General features: G+C 62.0%; 20 protein-coding genes. 10 read left to right on the forward strand and 10 right to left on the reverse strand.

The genetic code is table 11. The features are described from left to right. Nucleotides 1–13: 13 nt before the first annotated feature. From V6607_RS30935 to V6607_RS30950, 4 genes are read left to right on the forward strand one after another with little or no spacing between them, the layout of a single operon-like run. On the forward strand, nt 14–448 hold the full coding sequence (locus tag V6607_RS30935) for a DUF4426 domain-containing protein (RefSeq protein WP_003213770.1): 435 nt from the start codon (nt 14–16) through the stop codon (nt 446–448). After that, nucleotides 445–1,041 carry an RdgB/HAM1 family non-canonical purine NTP pyrophosphatase gene (rdgB, locus tag V6607_RS30940; protein WP_008434161.1) on the forward strand — a complete coding sequence of 199 codons (597 nt, stop codon included), beginning with the start codon at nt 445–447 and terminating at the stop codon, nt 1,039–1,041. The genes V6607_RS30935 and rdgB overlap by 4 nt, the downstream gene beginning before the upstream one ends. After that, complete coding sequence (gene hemW, locus V6607_RS30945; RefSeq protein ID WP_134327468.1) at nt 1,038–2,240, forward strand: radical SAM family heme chaperone HemW; 1,203 nt, start codon at nt 1,038–1,040, stop codon at nt 2,238–2,240. Before rdgB ends, hemW begins: the two co-directional genes overlap by 4 nt. A 19-nt stretch (nt 2,241–2,259) precedes the next feature. Next, complete coding sequence (locus V6607_RS30950; protein ID WP_003213776.1) at nt 2,260–2,583, forward strand: DUF3392 domain-containing protein; 324 nt, start codon at nt 2,260–2,262, stop codon at nt 2,581–2,583. Nucleotides 2,584–2,726: 143 nt separating this feature from the next. On the opposite strand, the gene trmB is transcribed toward V6607_RS30950, so the two are convergent. The 4 genes from trmB to V6607_RS30970 all read right to left on the reverse strand — a co-directional run bounded on the left by trmB (nt 2,727) and on the right by V6607_RS30970 (nt 4,971). Next, nucleotides 2,727–3,452 carry a tRNA (guanosine(46)-N7)-methyltransferase TrmB gene (gene trmB / locus V6607_RS30955; protein ID WP_003213778.1) on the reverse strand — a complete coding sequence of 242 codons (726 nt, stop codon included), beginning with the start codon at nt 3,450–3,452 and terminating at the stop codon, nt 2,727–2,729. A 9-nt stretch (nt 3,453–3,461) separates the two neighbouring features. Then, the gene (locus V6607_RS30960) at nt 3,462–4,256 is read right to left on the reverse strand and encodes a thiazole synthase (protein WP_093204048.1); all 795 of its coding nucleotides are present in this window, start codon (nt 4,254–4,256) and stop codon (nt 3,462–3,464) included. 65 nt (nt 4,257–4,321) lie between these two features. Beyond that, nucleotides 4,322–4,522, reverse strand: coding sequence for a sulfur carrier protein ThiS (thiS, locus tag V6607_RS30965; RefSeq protein ID WP_008434168.1), 201 nt, complete (start codon nt 4,520–4,522; stop codon nt 4,322–4,324). A 71-nt stretch (nt 4,523–4,593) separates the two neighbouring features. After that, nucleotides 4,594–4,971, reverse strand: a complete 378-nt coding sequence (locus V6607_RS30970) for a DUF423 domain-containing protein (protein ID WP_003213781.1) — start codon at nt 4,969–4,971, stop codon at nt 4,594–4,596. A 74-nt stretch (nt 4,972–5,045) separates the two neighbouring features. On the opposite strand from V6607_RS30970, the gene mtgA reads away from it, so the two are divergent. After that, entirely contained in the window at nt 5,046–5,768 is a 723-nt protein-coding gene (gene mtgA, locus V6607_RS30975; RefSeq protein ID WP_134327470.1) for a monofunctional biosynthetic peptidoglycan transglycosylase, read from the forward strand. A gap of 135 nt (nt 5,769–5,903) precedes the next feature. On the opposite strand, the gene rpoH is transcribed toward mtgA, so the two are convergent. The 4 genes from rpoH to ftsY form a co-directional block, all read right to left on the reverse strand. Further along, a complete protein-coding gene (rpoH, locus tag V6607_RS30980; protein ID WP_003176698.1) occupies nt 5,904–6,758 on the reverse strand; it encodes an RNA polymerase sigma factor RpoH in 855 nt (284 codons plus the stop codon). Between the two features lie 129 nt (nt 6,759–6,887). After that, nucleotides 6,888–7,910 (reverse strand): permease-like cell division protein FtsX, encoded by a 1,023-nt coding sequence (gene ftsX, locus V6607_RS30985; RefSeq protein WP_003213783.1) that lies wholly within the window; start codon nt 7,908–7,910, stop codon nt 6,888–6,890. Next, nucleotides 7,907–8,578 (reverse strand): cell division ATP-binding protein FtsE, encoded by a 672-nt coding sequence (gene ftsE, locus V6607_RS30990; RefSeq protein WP_003213784.1) that lies wholly within the window; start codon nt 8,576–8,578, stop codon nt 7,907–7,909. The genes ftsX and ftsE overlap by 4 nt, the downstream gene beginning before the upstream one ends. Beyond that, nucleotides 8,575–9,984: a signal recognition particle-docking protein FtsY gene (gene ftsY, locus V6607_RS30995; RefSeq protein WP_134327471.1), complete on the reverse strand. Its 1,410-nt coding sequence runs from the start codon at nt 9,982–9,984 to the stop codon at nt 8,575–8,577. Before ftsY ends, ftsE begins: the two co-directional genes overlap by 4 nt. A 232-nt stretch (nt 9,985–10,216) precedes the next feature. On the opposite strand from ftsY, the gene V6607_RS31000 reads away from it, so the two are divergent. The 4 genes from V6607_RS31000 to V6607_RS31015 all read left to right on the forward strand — a co-directional run bounded on the left by V6607_RS31000 (nt 10,217) and on the right by V6607_RS31015 (nt 14,786). Beyond that, nucleotides 10,217–11,572 (forward strand): pitrilysin family protein, encoded by a 1,356-nt coding sequence (locus V6607_RS31000; protein ID WP_003213786.1) that lies wholly within the window; start codon nt 10,217–10,219, stop codon nt 11,570–11,572. Further along, complete coding sequence (locus V6607_RS31005; protein ID WP_003213787.1) at nt 11,565–13,055, forward strand: pitrilysin family protein; 1,491 nt, start codon at nt 11,565–11,567, stop codon at nt 13,053–13,055. Before V6607_RS31000 ends, V6607_RS31005 begins: the two co-directional genes overlap by 8 nt. Continuing rightward, nucleotides 13,055–13,660 carry a 16S rRNA (guanine(966)-N(2))-methyltransferase RsmD gene (gene rsmD / locus V6607_RS31010; RefSeq protein ID WP_003213788.1) on the forward strand — a complete coding sequence of 202 codons (606 nt, stop codon included), beginning with the start codon at nt 13,055–13,057 and terminating at the stop codon, nt 13,658–13,660. The genes V6607_RS31005 and rsmD overlap by 1 nt, the downstream gene beginning before the upstream one ends. Before the next feature lie 130 nt (nt 13,661–13,790). Then, a complete protein-coding gene (locus V6607_RS31015; RefSeq protein ID WP_134327472.1) occupies nt 13,791–14,786 on the forward strand; it encodes a hydrolase in 996 nt (331 codons plus the stop codon). 47 nt (nt 14,787–14,833) lie between these two features. On the opposite strand, the gene V6607_RS31020 is transcribed toward V6607_RS31015, so the two are convergent. Then, nucleotides 14,834–15,688, reverse strand: a complete 855-nt coding sequence (locus V6607_RS31020; RefSeq protein WP_087693253.1) for a sulfurtransferase — start codon at nt 15,686–15,688, stop codon at nt 14,834–14,836. 39 nt (nt 15,689–15,727) lie between these two features. Next, entirely contained in the window at nt 15,728–16,399 is a 672-nt protein-coding gene (locus V6607_RS31025) for a TetR/AcrR family transcriptional regulator (RefSeq protein WP_003213791.1), read from the reverse strand. Between the two features lie 146 nt (nt 16,400–16,545). Between V6607_RS31025 and V6607_RS31030 the strand changes: the two genes are divergently transcribed. Then, entirely contained in the window at nt 16,546–17,973 is a 1,428-nt protein-coding gene (locus V6607_RS31030; protein WP_134327473.1) for a coniferyl aldehyde dehydrogenase, read from the forward strand. The last annotated feature ends 21 nt before the right edge of the window (nt 17,974–17,994 follow it).

Here is a 17,994-nt window from a genome sequence, read left to right on the forward strand (position 1 = left end):
AAGGAGGACGATCATGAGTCGCCTGGCTGTTTTTCTACTCACCGCGTGCCTGAGCGTCAGCGCTATGGCGGCGGATGTTATCGATGGTAATCGTCAGAAAGAATTCGGCGATATCACGGTGCACTACAACACCCTGACCACCAGCTTCCTGACGCCGGAAATGGCTCAGGAAGCCGGGATCGTACGCAGCAAAGAGCTGGGCATGATCAATGTGTTCGTAAACAAGGGCGTCGAATCGATAGACGCCACCGTTACCGGCACAATCAAGGATCTGGGCGGCAAGAGCGAGATGCTGACGTTCAAGAAAATCACCCAGAAAGGTTCTACGCTTTACGTCGCCCAGTACCCGGTGCCGCAGCAGGAAACCAAGATTTTCACCATCAACGTTGAAACCGGTGGCAAAGCCCACGGTTTCAGTTTCAACCAGGAACTGTTTCCGGCGCAATGATGAACCTTACTCAACTCGTACTGGCCAGCCATAACGCCGGCAAGCTCAAAGAACTCCAGGCCATGCTCGGCGACTCGGTGCAACTGCGCTCGATTGGCGAGTTCAGCCAGGTAGAGCCGGAAGAGACCGGCCTGTCGTTTGTCGAGAACGCCATCCTCAAAGCCCGCAACGCCGCGCGTATTTCCGGCCTGCCGGCACTGGCTGACGATTCGGGCCTGGCCGTGGACTTCCTGGGCGGCGCGCCTGGCATCTACTCGGCACGTTACGCCGACGGTAAAGGCGATGCGGCCAACAACGCCAAGCTGCTGGACGCCCTCAAGGACGTGCCCGACGCGATGCGCGGCGCGCAGTTCGTCTGCGTGCTGGCCCTGGTGCGTCACGCCGATGATCCATTGCCGATCCTCTGCGAAGGCTTGTGGCACGGTCGCATCCTGCATGCGGCCAGCGGCGAGCACGGTTTCGGTTATGACCCGTTGTTCTGGGTGCCGGAGCGCAATGTCTCCAGCGCCGAATTGAGCCCGGCCGACAAGAACCAGATCAGCCACCGCGCCCGCGCAATGGATTTGCTGCGCCAGCGTCTGGGCCTGAAATGACTCAGAACACCTCCGCGCAGCCACTGATTCTCGGTGGCGCGCAAACACCTCGGGCGGCCCTGCCTCACCTGCCGCCCCTGGCGCTGTATATCCACATCCCGTGGTGCGTGCGCAAATGCCCCTATTGCGACTTCAACTCCCACACCGCCAGCAAGGTGCTGCCGGAGGAAGAGTACGTCGACGCGTTGCTGGCCGACCTCGATCAGGACCTGCATGCAGTGTACGGCCGTGAGCTGAGTTCGATCTTTTTCGGCGGCGGCACCCCAAGCCTGTTCAGCGCCGCTGCCCTGGGCCGGTTGCTCAAGGGCGTGGAAGCGCGCATCCCGTTTGCCGGCGATATCGAGATCACCCTGGAAGCCAACCCCGGTACCTTCGAGCAAGAGAAGTTCGTGGCGTACCGCAAGCTGGGGATCAATCGGCTGTCGATTGGCATCCAGAGTTTCCAGCAGGAAAAACTCGAAGCCCTGGGCCGCATCCACAACGGTGACGAAGCCGTGCGTGCCGCCGGCATGGCGCGCCAGGCCGGGTTCGACAACTTCAACCTGGACTTGATGCACGGTTTGCCCGATCAGTCCCTGGAGGACGCCCTGGGCGACCTGCGCCAGGCCATTGCCCTCAAGCCCACGCATCTGTCCTGGTATCAACTGACCCTGGAACCCAACACCGTGTTCTGGAACCAGCCGCCCGTGCTGCCGGAAGACGACACCCTGTGGGACATTCAGGAAGCCGGCCAGGCGTTGCTCGCCGAACACGGTTACGCCCAGTACGAAGTCTCGGCCTACGCCCAACCGGGCCGGCCGGCGCGGCATAACCTGAATTACTGGAGCTTTGGCGACTTTATCGGCATCGGTGCCGGCGCCCACGGCAAGCTCAGCCATCCGGACGGGCGCATCGTGCGCACCTGGAAAACCCGGGCGCCGAAGGACTACCTCAACCCGGCGAAAAACTACCAGGCCGGCGCGAAAGAACTGACCAACGAAGAGTTACCGTTCGAGTTCCTGATGAACGCCCTGCGCCTCACCGACGGCGTCGAAGCCAGGCTTTACGCCGAGCGTACCGGCCTCGACCTAGCCAGCCTCGATGAAGCTCGCCGCGAGGCAGAACAAAGTGGCCTGATGCAGGTCGAACCGTCACGCCTGGCGGCCACCGACCGCGGGCAACTCTTTCTCAATGACCTGCTGCAGAAGTTTTTGAGCTGATTGCTCTTAAGGAAATCGAATGGATCTGGTACTCGACCTGCTCGCCACCGTATCCCGCTGGAGCCGTAGCAACCTGTCGGAAATCTCCCTGGCGTTGGTAGGCTGCCTGTTGGTGCTGTTTGGCGCCGACATCAAGGGCTGGGTCGAAGCACGGCTGGGCAGCATCGCGGGTGCGCTGCGCGTGCCGCTGATGGCGCTGGTGTGCATGATCGGCAGCGGTGCTGCGCTGATCTATGCCACGCCGTGGATTGTTCGCGGGCTGAGCCAGTTCAACAACTACAGCCTGGCGCCGGTGTTGTTGGTGGTGCTGGTGTTGATTGGGGTGGTGGCGGATCGCCGCTGACCTTAAGCGCGGCACAAAACAAATGTGGGAGCGGGCTTGCTCGCGAATGCGGTGTGTCAGTCAGCGTAAATGTCGACTGATCTACCGCATTCGCGAGCAAGCCCGCTCCCACATTTTTTACTGCATTTCAAGCCTGGGACTTATCAGTCCACTTTCTCGAACTTCAAATCCCAAACCCCATGCCCGAGTCGCTCGCCGCGACGTTCGAACTTGGTGATCGGCCGCTCGGCCGGGCGCGGGACGCATTTGCCGTCTTCCGCCAGGTTGCGGTAGCCAGGGGCGACGTTCATCACTTCCAGCATGTACTCGGCATACGGTTCCCAGTCGGTGGCCATGTGCAGGATGCCGCCCACTTTCAGCTTGCTGCGCACCAGTTCCGCGAAGGAAGCCTGGACGATGCGGCGCTTGTGGTGGCGGCTCTTGTGCCAGGGGTCCGGGAAGAACAGCATCAGCCGGTCGAGGCTGTTGTCGGCGATGCAGCGGTTGAGCACTTCGATCGCGTCGCAGTCGTAGACCCGCAGGTTGGTCAGGCCCTGAGTCAGCACGCCGTTCAGCAGCGCGCCAACACCCGGACGGTGTACTTCAACCCCGATAAAATCCTGCTCCGGCGAAGCCGCGGCCATTTCCAGCAGGGAATGGCCCATGCCGAAGCCAATCTCCAGGGAGCGTGGTGCCGAGCGGCCAAACACCTGGTCGTAATCCACCGGCGCGTCTGCCAGCGGCAGGACGAACAGCGGCGTGCCCTGCTCCAGGCCCTTTTGCTGGCCCTCGGTCATGCGACCGGCGCGCATCACAAAACTCTTGATGCGGCGGTGCTTGGACTCGTCGCCTTCTTCCAGGGTGTTCGGCGTTTCGTTTGATTCAGTCATCAATGGCTCTTACTTGATCAGACCATCCAGCGGCGAGGAGGCGCTGGCGTAAAGTTTTTTCGGCATGCGCCCGGCGAGGTACGCCAGGCGGCCGGCGACGATTGCGTGTTGCATGGCTTCGGCCATCATGATCGGCTGCTGGGCATGGGCGATGGCCGAGTTCATCAGCACCGCATCGCAACCCAGTTCCATGGCGATGGTGGCGTCGGAGGCAGTGCCCACGCCCGCATCCACCAGCACCGGGATCTTGGCTTCTTCAAGGATGATCTGCAGGTTGTACGGATTGCAGATACCCAGGCCGGAACCGATCAGACCGGCCAGCGGCATCACCGCGATGCAGCCGATTTCGGCCAGTTGGCGGGCGATGATCGGGTCGTCGCTGGTGTAGACCATCACGTCGAAGCCTTCCTTGACCAGGGTCTCGGCGGCCTTGAGGGTTTCGATCACGTTGGGGAACAGGGTTTTCTGGTCGGCCAGCACTTCCAGCTTCACCAGGTTGTGGCCGTCGAGCAGCTCACGGGCCAGGCGGCAGGTGCGCACGGCTTCGATGGCGTCGTAGCAACCGGCGGTGTTCGGCAGGAAGGTGTAGCGATCCGGCGACAGCACTTCGAGCAGGTTCGGCTCGCCCTCGATCTGGCCGAGGTTGGTGCGGCGCACGGCGAAAGTAACGATCTCGGCGCCCGAGGCTTCGATGGCCAGGCGGGTTTCTTCCATGTCGCGGTACTTGCCGGTGCCGACCAGCAGACGCGACTGGAAGGTACGACCGGCCAGGACGAAAGGCTTGTCGCTACGAACGATGCTCATGGGAAATCCTCGAGTTGGGGTGAGGTTCTGCAGAATGCGGGTTGGCGCCCTGGAGCGCCGGACGGCTAGCCGCCGCCGATGGCGTGGACCACTTCGACCTGGTCACCCTCGGTGAGCGCGGTCTCGACGTGCTGGCTACGCGGGACGATATCCTGGTTGAGCTCCACTGCGACGCGGCGTCCGGTCAAGTCCAGACGGGTCAGCAGGGCCGCAACGGTTTCACCGTCGGGCAGTTCAAAGGGTTCGCCGTTCAACTGAATGCGCATGCCACGGGCCGCCATCGTTTTTAGGGGCCAGCATTCTAGCGTGATTGGCGTTGCTGGCCCAAGCCCCTTGGTCAGGCAGCCTGTAGACGCCACGCCGCCAAACCGAGGAAGAACCAGCCCAGCAGGAACGCCAGGCCACCAAACGGGGTGATGATGCCGAGCTTGCTGATGCCGGTCATGGTCAGCACATACAGGCTGCCGGAGAACAGCAGGATGCCCACGGCAAAAGACACACCCGCCCACGTCACCAGCCTGCCCGGGATGTGCGCCGCCAACAGTGCCACGCCGAACAGCGCCAGGGTGTGCACCAACTGGTAGGTCACGCCGGTGTGGAAAATCGCCAGGTACTCGGCGCTCAGGCGGTTTTTCAGGCCGTGGGCGGCAAACGCACCCAGGGCGACGCCGGTGAAACCGAAAAAGGCAGCCAGCATCAGAAAGCCACGCAACATGAGGAACTCCAGTCAGACTCAGGGGGCAGGGTCTGTATAATGGCCCGCTCAACGGGTTCGGCCAAGCCATCTCTATGCTGCGTCTCCTCTTCAAGCGTTTTCTCAAAGCCCTCAAGTGGTTTGCCATCGGCAGCGTGCTGCTGGTGCTGCTGTTCCGTTTCGTGCCGCCACCGGGCACTGCGCTGATGGTTGAGCGCAAGGTCGAGTCCTGGGTCGACGGCGAGCCGATTGACGTACAGCGCACGTGGGTGCCGTGGGATCAGATCTCCGACGAACTGAAAGTGGCGGTGATGGCGGGCGAAGACCAGCGCTTCCCGCAACATTGGGGTTTTGATTTCGACGCGATCCAGGCGGCATTGCAGCATAACGAGCGTGGCGGTTCGATTCGTGGCGCCAGCACCTTGAGCCAGCAGGTATCGAAGAACCTGTTTTTATGGACCGGCCGCAGCTATTTCCGCAAGGGCCTGGAAGCCTGGTTTACCGGGCTGATCGAGATTCTCTGGCCCAAGCAGCGAATTCTTGAGGTGTACCTCAACAGCGTGGAGTGGGATGAAGGCGTGTTCGGCGCCGAAGCGGCGGCGCGGCATCACTTTGGGGTGAGCGCCAAGGCGCTGACCCGCCAGCAGGCCAGCTACCTGGCGGCGGTGTTGCCTAACCCGCGGGTGTGGAGTGCCAGCCATCCAACGTCGTATGTCGCGCGACGGGCGGCGTGGATTCGGCAGCAGATGAGTCAGTTGGGTGGCGACAGCTATTTGAATGAGCTGAACAACTCGCGCAAGGCGCTCTGGGCTGACTGACACCCCACAAAACAAAAGTGGGAGCGGGCTTGCTCGCGAAAGCGGTGTGCCAGTCAATACCTTAGGTGACTGATCCACCGCTTTCGCGAGCAAGCCCGCTCCCACATTTCGATCGCGTTGTCCTAGCTACCTGTGTCAGGCGGCGATCGACAGTTTCAGCTTGTTCATCGCACTCTTCTCGAGCTGACGAATCCGCTCGGCCGACACGTTGTACTTCTGCGCCAGGTCGTGCAGCGTGGCTTTTTCTTCTGCCAACCAGCGCTGGTAGAGAATGTCACGGCTGCGGTCGTCCAGCACTTCCAGCGCTTCGTGCAGGTTGTGATTGGAGTTGTCGCTCCAGTCGGCATCTTCCAGCTGACGCGCCGGGTCGTACCGGTGGTCTTCCAGGTAGTTGGCCGGCGATTGGAAGGCGCTGTCGTCGTCCGCTTCGGCGGCCGGGTCGAAGGCCATGTCATGGCCGGTCAGGCGACTTTCCATCTCGCGCACTTCACGTGGCTCTACGCCGAGGCTTTCGGCCACGCGATGCACTTCTTCGTTGTTCAGCCACGCCAGGCGTTTCTTCTGGCTGCGCAGGTTGAAGAACAGTTTGCGCTGGGCCTTGGTGGTCGCGACTTTCACGATGCGCCAGTTGCGCAGGATGAATTCGTGAATTTCCGCCTTGATCCAGTGCACAGCAAACGACACCAGGCGCACACCCATTTCCGGGTTGAAGCGCTTCACGGCTTTCATCAGGCCAACGTTGCCTTCCTGAATCAGGTCAGCCTGGGCCAGGCCGTAGCCGCTATAGCTACGGGCGATATGTACGACAAAACGCAGGTGGGCGAGCACCATCTGCCGAGCCGCCCCCAAATCCTGCTCATAGTAGAGACTCTCGGCCAGTTCACGCTCCTGCTCGGGCGTCAGCAATGGAATGCTGTTGACCGTGTGCACATAGGCCTCCAGGTTCGCACCCGGGACCAGAGCATAAGCAGGTTGCAAAGAAGTGGTCATACGAAAAAACCTCCGACTCACATAACTCGTGCAGTTCAGCACTGCGAAAATTGACCGGGAACCGTAGGACAAGTTCCCTAAACCACTGATACGGTCAATACAAACGAAACCACATTACCCTGACATTAACTACTTCGGTGCCAGCTCACGTAAATGCCGTGCGACCGCAATCCAAGCACCGATATACCCCAAGAGCACTGCCCCAAGCAACAATGACAGACCATCGGCTGCCGGCACGCCGGCCAGGGCAAAATCGCTGCCGTACAAACCGGCAAGCCCCACCACCGCGTCGTTCAGCCAGTTCAGGCCAAAAGCCAGTACGCCCCAGGACAAAATTCCCGCACCGAAGCCATACAGCGCGCCCATGTACAGAAAAGGCCGACGCACATAGCTGTCCGTGCCGCCGACGAGTTTAATCACTTCTATCTCGGTGCGGCGGTTTTCAATATGAAGACGAATGGTATTGCCTATCACCAAAAGTAATGCAGACACCAGCAACACCGTCAGGCCGAACACAAACCGGTCGCCCAGCTTGAGAATCGCGGCCAACCGCTCTACCCAGACTAGATCAAGTTGTGCCTGTTGGACCTTCGGCAGCTCTGCGAGTTTTTGTCGCAGGGCTTCCAGGGTGGTCTTGTCGACCTCGTTCGGGGTGACCAGCACCACGCCCGGCAGCGGGTTTTGCGGCAACTCCTTGAGCGCCTCGCCCAGGCCGGACTGTTGCTGGAACTCTTCCAGGGCTTGATCGCGGCTGATGTACTCAGCCTCGGCCACACCCGGAATGCCCTTGATCTGGTCGCGCAGGGACTCACCGTCCTGGGCGCTGGCATCCAGGTTCAGGTACAGGGAAATCTGCGCCGCCCGCTGCCACGAACCGCCAAGGCGCTCGACATTGTTCAGCAGCAATGACAAGCCCATGGGCAGGCTCAAGGCCACGGCCATGACCAGGCAGGTAAAAAAGCTGCCGATCGGCTGCTTGCCAAGGCGGCGCAGGCTGTCTACCAGGCTGGCACGGTGGCTTTCGATCCAGGCATGCACCAGGGTGCCGAAATCCGGGCCATCGTCTTCGTCGCGTTTTTTCTTCTGTGGCTGCGGGTCGGCCGCCTTTGGCGCGACGCGCTCGGAAACCTTCGGGCTGCGTGTTGCACTCATACCCCAGCCTCCCCGTCACCGATCAGGCGGCCGCGTTGCAGGGTCAGCATGCGGTGGCGCATGCGGGCGATCAGCGCCAGGTCGTGACTGGCGATCAGCACGCTGGTGCCCAGGCGGTTGATGTCTTCGAACACGCCCATGATTTCTGCGGCCAGGCGCGGGTCGAGGTTACCGGTGGGTTCGTCCGCCAGCAGCAAGGCCGGGCGATGGACGATGGCGCGGGCGATGCCGACGCGCTGTTGCTGGCCGGTGGACAGGTCGCCTGGGTACAGGTCGGTCTTGTCCGACAGCGCCACGCGCTCCAGGGCCGAATCCACGCGCTTGACGATTTCGGCCTTGGACAGACCGAGAATCTGCAACGGCAAGGCGATGTTGTTGAACACCGTGCGATCGAACAGCAACTGGTGGTTCTGGAACACCACGCCGATCTGGCGGCGCAGGAATGGAATCTGTGCGTTGCTGATGGTTGCCAGGTCCTGGCCCGCCAGCAGCAGTTTGCCGGTGGTTGGGCGTTCCATGGCCAGCAGCAGGCGCAACAAGGTACTTTTACCGGCACCCGAATGGCCGGTCACAAACAAGAATTCGCCGCGACGCACCCGGAAACTCAGCTCATGCAAGCCGACATGCCCGTTGGCGTAGCGTTTACCGACCTGTTCGAAACGAATCATGAACGCTCCCGCTCGGCAAACAGTGCCTGTACAAAGGGTTCGGCTTCAAAAGTGCGCAGGTCGTCGATGCCTTCACCGACGCCGATGTAACGAATCGGCAACCCGAACTGCTTCGCCAGGGCGAAGATCACACCGCCCTTGGCCGTGCCGTCGAGCTTAGTCAATGCCAGGCCGGTCAGCTGGACCGTCTGGTGGAATTGTTTGGCCTGGCTGATGGCGTTCTGGCCGGTACCGGCGTCCAGCACCAGCAACACCTCGTGGGGCGCGTCGGCGTCGAGCTTGCCGATCACGCGGCGAACTTTCTTCAGCTCTTCCATCAGGTTGTCTTTGGTGTGCAAGCGACCGGCGGTATCGGCGATCAGCACATCGATGTTGCGCGCCTTGGCGGCCTGCACCGCATCGAAGATCACCGAGGCCGAATCGGCGCCGGTGTGCTGGGCGATGACCGGGATCTTGTTGCGCTCGCCCCAGACCTGCAATTGCTCCACGGCGGCGGCACGGAAGGTGTCACCGGCGGCGAGCATGACTTTCTTGCCTTCCAGTTGCAGCTTCTTCGCCAACTTGCCGATGGTGGTGGTCTTGCCGGCGCCGTTGACGCCAACCACCAGGATCACAAACGGCTTTTTCTGCGTATCGATGATCAGCGGCGCTTCCACCGGCTTGAGCATGTTGGCCAGCTCGGCCTGCAGCGACTTGTAGAGCGCATCGGCGTCGGTCAGCTGCTTGCGCGCGACCTTCTGGGTCAGGCTCTGGATGATCACGGCGGTGGCTTCGACGCCCACGTCGGCGGTCAGCAGGCGGGTTTCGATGTCCTCCAGCAGCTCGTCATCGATGGTCTTTTTGCCGAGGAACAGGCTGGCCATGCCTTCGCCGATGCTGGCGCTGGTCTTGCTCAGGCCTTGCTTGAGGCGGGCGAAGAAACCGGTCTTGCCGGTTTCGGCAGGAACAGCAGGCTCTTCGATGACTGCTGGCGCGGCGACGGCGACCGGAACAGGTTTGGCGACCACCGGTGCAAGCACCTCAACCACTGGCGGCGCCTGGACCACAACGGGCGCAGGCTCCACGAGGGCCGGAATCGGCGGCGCCACATGCTCGGCCTGCTCGTCTTCAACCAGCGCTACAGGCTCTTCTGCCACCGGCAACACCAGCCATGGCTTGTGCTCTGGCTCTGGCGCAGGTTCTGGCTCAACCACCGGCTGCAACACCGGCTCGGCCATCGGTAACACCACCGGGGCCGGGGTTTCGGCAACCGGCTCGGCTTCTACTATGGATTCGGGGATCGGTTCAGCTTGAACCTGCGGCTGTTCGACGACGGTTTCCTGCGGCTTTTTGCGCAGCCATCCGAACAGGCCTTTTTTCTCGCCAGCCGCAGCTGGGGTCTTCTTGTCGTCGTTGGAACCAAACATGGAGACGGCTATCTCAAGGTAGCGACGCGCCAGGGGGCGTGCCGGTAAATAAAATTCGATGCGTAACAGACTGTTTTTTAGCCAGCTCGTTCATGCGCAACATTTTGTAAGGCCTAAATAGAGCCTTAACAAGACAGCCATAGTGGCCGTCCCTAGGTCGGACCAGTATCCTAGCACCTCCTCGCCCGCCGACGCTAAGACCAAGCGGGCAGCCCAACAGGTTTAAAAACGAATGAATGCTCTAGCCCGCCGCGCCGCAGGCCTGCTGCTCAGCACAGTTTGTCTGCCCCTTTCAGCTTTGGCTGCCGACCCACAACCCACCCACGAATTCACCCTGGACAACGGCCTCAAGGTCGTCGTGCGCGAAGACCATCGCGCCCCGGTGGTGGTTTCCCAGGTCTGGTACAAGGTGGGCTCCAGCTACGAAACCCCGGGCCAGACCGGTTTGTCCCACGCCCTGGAACACATGATGTTCAAGGGCAGCGCCAAGGTCGGCCCCGGCGAGGCTTCGTTGATCCTGCGTGACCTGGGTGCCGAAGAAAACGCCTTCACCAGCGACGACTACACCGCTTACTACCAAGTGCTCGCCCGTGACCGCCTGGGTGTCGCCTTCGAGCTGGAAGCCGACCGCATGGCCAGCCTGCGCCTGCCAGCCGACGAGTTCAGCCGCGAGATCGAGGTGATCAAGGAAGAGCGCCGGATGCGCACCGACGACAACCCGATGTCCAAGGCCTATGAGCGCTTCAAGGCCATGGCCTACCCGGCCAGCGGCTACCACACGCCGACCATCGGCTGGATGGCCGACCTGGACCGCATGAAGGTTGAAGAGCTGCGCCACTGGTACCAATCCTGGTACGTGCCGAACAACGCCACCCTGGTAGTGGTGGGCGACGTAACCCCGGATGAAGTCAAAACCCTGGCCCAGCGCTATTTCGGCCCGATCCCCAAGCGCGACGTCCCCCCGGCGAAAATCCCGCTGGAACTGGCCGAGCCCGGTGAACGCCTGCTGACTATGCATGTACAGACCAAACTGCCGAGCGTGATCCTTGGTTTCAACGTGCCGAGCCTGGCCACCGCTGAAGACAAACGTTCGGTCAACGCCCTGCGCCTGATCTCGGCCCTGCTGGACGGCGGCTATAGCGCGCGCATCTCGACACAACTGGAGCGCGGCGAAGAGCTGGTGTCCGGCGGCTCGTCGAGCTACGACGCCTACACCCGCGGTGACAGCCTGTTCACCCTGACTGCCACACCGAACCTGCAAAAGAAAAAGACCGTGGCCCAGGCTGAAGCCGGCCTTTGGCGCCTGCTGGATGAGCTGAAGGCCAAGCCACCGAGCGCTGAAGAACTGGAGCGTATCCGCGCCCAGGTCATCGCCGGCGTGGTTTACCAGCGCGACTCGATCACCAGCCAGGCCACTGCCATCGGCTCCCTGGAGACGGTGGGCCTGTCCTGGAAACTCATGGACACCGAGCTGGCCGAGCTGCAAAGCGTCACCGCCGAAGATATCCAGAAAGCTGCACGCACCTATTTCACCCGCGAACGTCTCAGCGTCGCCCATGTCTTGCCTGAGGAGACCGCTCATGAGTGAACGTAAAAACAACCGCCTGGTGCTGCCCGGCCTGATCGTGGTGACTTTGGCTGCTGCCTGCGCGGTGTACTTGCTGCGCCCCAGCGAATCCGTCGCCAGCCAGGCGCTGGAGCAGGCCAAGTCCGCCAACAAGCTGCAATCCCTGGCCGAGCTGGACGACAAGGCGCCGACCAACCGCAAGCTCGACGTGCAAACCTGGACCACCGCCGAAGGCGCCAAGGTGCTGTTCGTCGAAGCCCATGAACTGCCGATGTTCGACATGCGCATCCTGTTCGCCGCCGGCAGCAGCCAGGACGGCGCAACACCAGGCCTGGCGCTGTTGACCAACGCAATGCTCAACGAAGGCGTGCCGGGCAAGGACGTCAGCCAGATTGCCGCCGGTTTCGACGGCCTGGGTGCTGATTTCAGCAATGGCGCCTACCGCGACATGGCGCTGGTTTCCCTGCGCAGCCTGAGCGCCAGCGACAAGCGTGACGCCGCCCTGTCACTGTTTGACGACGTGATCGGCAAGCCGACCTTCCCGGCAGACTCTCTGGCGCGGATCAAGAACCAGCTGCTGGCCGGCTTTGAATACCAGAAACAGAACCCCGGCAAACTGGCGAGCATCGAGCTGTTCAAGCAGCTCTATGGCGACCACCCTTACGCCCATCCGAGCGAAGGCAACGCCGAGAGCGTGCCGAAGGTGACTCTCGCGCAATTGAAGGACTTCCACGCCAAGGCCTACGCCGCCGGCAACGCAGTGATTTCTGTAGTCGGCGATCTGACCCGCGCCGAAGCCGAAGCCATGACCGCCAAGGTTTCCGCGTCCCTGCCAAAAGGCCCGGCGCTGGCGAAAATCGCCCAACCGGTCGAGCCCAAGGCTGGCACCACCCACATCGAGTTCCCGTCCAAGCAGACAACCCTGCTGCTGGCGCAACTGGGTATCGACCGTGCCGACCCGGATTACGCCGCGCTGTCCCTGGGTAACCAGATTCTCGGCGGCGGTGGCTTCGGCACCCGTTTGATGAGCGAAGTGCGCGAGAAACGCGGCCTGACCTACGGCGTATACTCCGGCTTCTCGCCGATGCAGGTACGCGGCCCGTTCATGATCAACCTGCAAACCCGCGCCGAAATGAGCGCCGGCACGCTGCGGTTGGTGCAGGACGTACTCGCCGACTACCTCAAGACCGGCCCGACACAGAAAGAACTCGATGACGCCAAGCGCGAACTGGCCGGCAGCTTCCCGCTGTCCACCGCGAGCAACGCCGATATCGTCGGGCAGCTGGGCGCCATGGGTTTCTACAACCTGCCGCTGAGCTACCTGGAAGATTTCATGAAACAATCCCAGGCGCTGACCGTTGACCAGGTCAAAGCTGCTTTGAACAAACATTTGAGTGCCGACAAGATGGTCATCGTGACCGCCGGCCCGACGATTGCGCAAAAGCCACTACCGCCCCCCACTGATAAACCCGCCGAGCAACCGCTCGGGGTTCCGGAGCATTAATGGCCCGTCCATCCCGTCCCAAAAAACCTGTCCACAACGTTCACAACGGTGTGGGCCAACTGCGCATCATCGGCGGAGAGTGGGGCAGCCGTAAGCTGAGCTTCCCTGATGTCGTGGGCCTGCGCCCGACGCCAGACCGCGTGCGTGAAACCCTGTTCAACTGGCTCGCGCCGTATATCGCCGGGGCCAAGGTGCTGGACCCGTTCGCGGGTAGCGGCGCGCTGTTCCTGGAGTCGCTGTCCCGTGGCGCGGCGCTGGGCCAGGCGCTGGATGCCAGCAATGTGGCGGTCGCCAGCCTCAAGGAACACCTGGGCACGCTGCGTTGCACCACAGGGCAAGTGCAGACGGCTGACGCGTTGCGCTACCTGGAAACCCAGGAAGCCCGTGAGTTTGACGTGGTGTTTCTTGATCCGCCGTTCAACCAGAACCTGCTGCCGACTGTATGTGCGCTGCTGGAAGAGCGTCAGTGGTTGGCGCCGGATGCCTGGATCTACACTGAAAGCGAGACGGCACCGTCCACACTCGGCCTGCCGGGCACGTGGCGCCTGCACCGCGAGCAGAAATCCGGGCGGGTGTATTACGCGTTGTGGCAACGCACCGTGTAGGAGCGAGCTTGCTCGCGAAGATCGTTAACGATGACGCGGGAAACCAGGGGAACGCGGTGATCTTGAGTTTTTCGCGAGCAAGCTCGCTCCTACAATGATTGGAGCAAGCCCATTCGGCACCGAGAATTTCATGACTCCGCCCCTCGACCGCTTCTCCCCCGCCTTCGGCCTCGGCAACCCGCACCTGCAAACGCTGTGGGGACCGCTGTGGCGCAAAACCACCCACATCGAACGCCAGCGCGAACGGCTGTGGCTGGCAGACGGCGACTTTCTCGACCTCGACTGGCACGGGCCCCATGAGGCAACCACCCCGTTGGTGCTGGTCCTGCATGGCCTGACCGGCTCGTCTAACTCGCCCTATGTAGCCGGCCTGCAAAAAGCCCTGGCGGCTCAAGGCTGGGCCAGCGTGGCACTGAACTGGCGTGGCTGCTCCGGCGAACCCAACCTGCTCGCCCGCAGCTACCATTCCGGCGCCAGTGAAGACCTGGCCGAAACCATCGTTCACCTGCGGGCCAAGCGCCCGTTGGCGCCGCTGTATGCGGTGGGGTATTCACTGGGCGGCAATGTGCTGCTCAAGTACTTGGGCGAAACCGGCGAAGCCTGCGGGCTGCAAGGCGCGGCCGCCGTGTCGGTACCGTTTCGCCTGGATCAGTGCGCCGATCGCATTGGCCTGGGCTTTTCTCGGGTTTATCAGAAGCATTTCATGCGCGAAATGCTGGCCTATATCCGCGTCAAACAAAGCCGGTTTCTCAAGGATGGCCGCGAGGCAGGCCTGAAAACCCTCGCCGACCTGGGCTCGCTGGAGAAGATGCGCACGTTCTGGGACTTTGACGGCCGCGTCACCGCGCCGCTGCACGGGTTCCTCAGTGCCGAGGACTACTACCGCCGCGCCTCCAGCCGCTACTACCTCGGGGGCATTCTCACACCAACCCTGATCATCCAGGCCGCGGACGACCCGTTCGTGTTCGCCCACAGCCTGCCCGAGGCCAGCGAACTGTCGGATTGCACCGAGTTCGAACTGCTGGCCAAGGGCGGGCATGTCGGGTTTGTGGATGGCTCGCTGAAACAGCCAACTTACTACCTGGAACGAAGAATCCCGGAGTGGCTACTGACACAACGCCGATAAAAATGTGGGAGCTCCCACACTTTGGCTCAGACCGGGTCAGGCAGACCTCAGTCGCCTGTTGCAACTTCCCGCTTTGGATCAGTGATCCACTCGCTCCACGACCCCGCGTACAACTTGCCCAACGGGTAACCCGCCAGGCACAGCGCAAACAGGTTGTGGCAGGCAGTCACGCCCGAGCCGCAGTAGGCCACCAGGTCATCCGGCGAGCGGTCTTGCAGCTTGGCGGCGAAGCGTTGCTTGAGCTGGTCCGCCGGCAGGAAACGGCCGTCGCTGCCCAGGTTTTCATTGAATGCGGCACATTGCGCGCCGGGGATATGCCCGGCAACCGGGTCGATCGGCTCCACTTCACCACGAAAACGCGGCTGGGCGCGGGCGTCGATCAGGGTCAGGCCGGGCTGGCCAAGGCGTTTCTGCAGGTGTTCGGCGTCCAGTTGCAAGTGGTTGTCCGGCGTGCCGCTGAAGGTGCCGGGCTCGATCACCGGCGCATCCAGGCTCAACGGGAAGCCCGCCGCGTGCCAGGCTTTCAGGCCGCCATCGAGGATGAACACGCCGTCGCGCTTGCCCAGCCAGGCCAGCAGCCACCAGGCACGGGCGGCATAGGCACCCGGGCCGTCGTCATACAAAACGATATCGCTGTCGGCGTTAACGCCCCATGCCCGCAGTTGCCGGATAAACGCATCCGGCGCCGGCAACGGATGGCGACCGGTCACGCCCTTGATTATCGGCCCGCTGAGGTGGCGCTCCAGATCGGCATACTGCGCCCCTTCGATATGCCCTTCGGCGTAGCTGCACAGGCCGTAGTCCGGGTCTTCCAGGGCAAAGCGGCAATCGAGGATCACCAGCCCGCCGGACTTCTGGCGCTCGGCCAGTTGCTGGGGGCTGATCAGTTGGGCAAGCGGCATGACTGACTCCTGTGGCTAGGTTAGCGTTCGGGAAACATCCTACTTCACTTCTTCCAGCGCCTGATTCAACGGCACGTAAAACTCTTTGAACAGTGCATCCACCGCGTCCTTGGCCTTGGGGGTGATAAACCCGGCTTCCAGCACCAGCACCTGGTACACACCGCGCTTGATGGCCTCAGCGCTCAGGTGCGTGGACTTTTCATTGGTGGTGCACAGGAAGCGCACCCATGAGGTGAGGATGATCCAGGCGTTGAGGGTCAGGGCTTCGGTTTGCACCGGGTCCATGTTCAGGATGCCGGCATCGACAAACCCCTGGTAGATGGCTGCGCCCTGGATCAGGCAACGCTGGGAGAACCGCCGATAGCCGGTGGCCAGCTCCGGGTCGCTTTCCAGCAGGTGTTCGAGGTCACGGTGCAGGAAGCGGTAGCGCCACATGCCGGCCAGCACCGCCTGCAGGTAGAAGCGCTTGTCTTCCACGGTCACCGCACGGCCCTGGGGCGGGCGCAGGAAACTGTCCACCAACGCTTCGTACTCACGAAACAGCACCGCGATAATCGCCTGCTTGTTGGGGAAGTGGTAGTACAGGTTGCCCGGGGAAATTTCCATATGGGCGGCGATATGGTTGGTGCTGACACTGCGCTCGCCCTGCTGGTTAAACAGCTCCAGGCTGGTTTGCACAATGCGCTCGCTGGTCTTTACTCGTGGTGCCATGGGAAATCAACTTCTAGACCCGTGATGGCGGCATCTTACGGACTATCCTTGTCCGGATAAATCGGCACGTTGTGCAATGTTATTTGACAATTTAGAGCAATGACTCTAAAAACTGAAGCATTCCAATAACAATCGGGAACTTCGCCATGTCTGCCAACGTTGCCTACCTGCAAGATTCCCAGGCGCTGGACCAGCTCCAGGAACTGTTCGACGCCCAGCGCCAAGCCTACGCCGCCAACCCGATGCCGCCGGCCGCCCAGCGCCAGCAATGGCTCAAGGCCTTACGCGAGCTGCTGAGTGACGAGCGCCAGGCGCTGATCAACGCCATCAGCAGTGATTTCAGCCACCGCAGCGCCGACGAAACCCTGTTCGCCGAACTGATGCCCAGCCTGCATGGCATTCACTACGCCAGCAAACACCTCAAGGGTTGGATGAAACCTTCCCGCCGCGCTGTAGGCATTGCCTTCCAGCCCGCGTCCGCCAAGGTCATCTATCAACCCCTGGGTGTGGTCGGGGTGATCGTGCCCTGGAACTACCCGCTGTACCTGGCCATCGGCCCGCTGGTGGGTGCATTGGCGGCCGGCAACCGGGTGATGCTCAAGCTCAGCGAATCCACCCCCGCCACCGGCCAGTTGCTCAAGGCGCTGCTGGCGAAGATCTTCCCCGAGGACCTGGTGTGCGTGGTGCTCGGCGAGGCTGAAGTGGGCATGGCGTTTTCCAAGCTGCGCTTCGACCACCTGCTGTTCACCGGCGCCACCAGCATCGGCAAGCACGTGATGCGCGCGGCGGCCGAACACCTGACGCCGGTCACCCTGGAACTGGGCGGCAAATCACCGGCGATTGTTTCCGCCGACGTGCCGCTCAAGGACGCCGCCGAACGCATCGCCTTCGGCAAGGCGCTGAATGCCGGGCAAACCTGCGTGGCGCCGGACTATGTGCTGGTGCCGGAAGACCGTGTAGACGGCTTCGTCGAGGCCTACAGCAAGGCGGTTCGCGGGTTCTATCCGACCCTGGCCGACAACCCGGACTACACCGCCATCATCAACGAACGACAGTTGGCCCGGCTCAACGGCTACGTGAAAGACGCCACTGACAAGGGTGCCACCCTGGTCCCGCTGTACGACCAGGGCCAGGACCGCCGCATGGCCCACAGCCTGCTGCTGAATGTCAGCGACGAGATGACCGTGATGCAGGACGAAATCTTCGGCCCGGTGCTGCCGATCGTGCCGTATCGCGGCCTCGACCAGGCCTTTGCCTACATCAATCAGCGCCCTCGCCCACTGGCGCTGTATTACTTCGGCTACGACAAGGCGGAACAGAACCGCGTACTGCACGAAACCCATTCCGGCGGCGTGTGCCTGAACGACACGTTGCTGCATGTGGCCCAGGACGACATGCCCTTCGGCGGCATCGGCCCGTCGGGCATGGGCCATTACCACGGCCATGAAGGTTTCCTGACCTTCAGCAAGGCCAAGGGCGTGCTGATCAAGCAACGCCTGAACGCGGCCAAGCTGATTTACCCGCCCTATGGCAAATCCATTCAGAAGTTGATCCAGAAGCTGTTCGTCCGCTAACAAACCCATCACCGGGATAAC

It is taken from the genome of Pseudomonas sp. KK18 (assembly GCF_037094675.1).
Taxonomy (GTDB): domain Bacteria; phylum Pseudomonadota; class Gammaproteobacteria; order Pseudomonadales; family Pseudomonadaceae; genus Aquipseudomonas.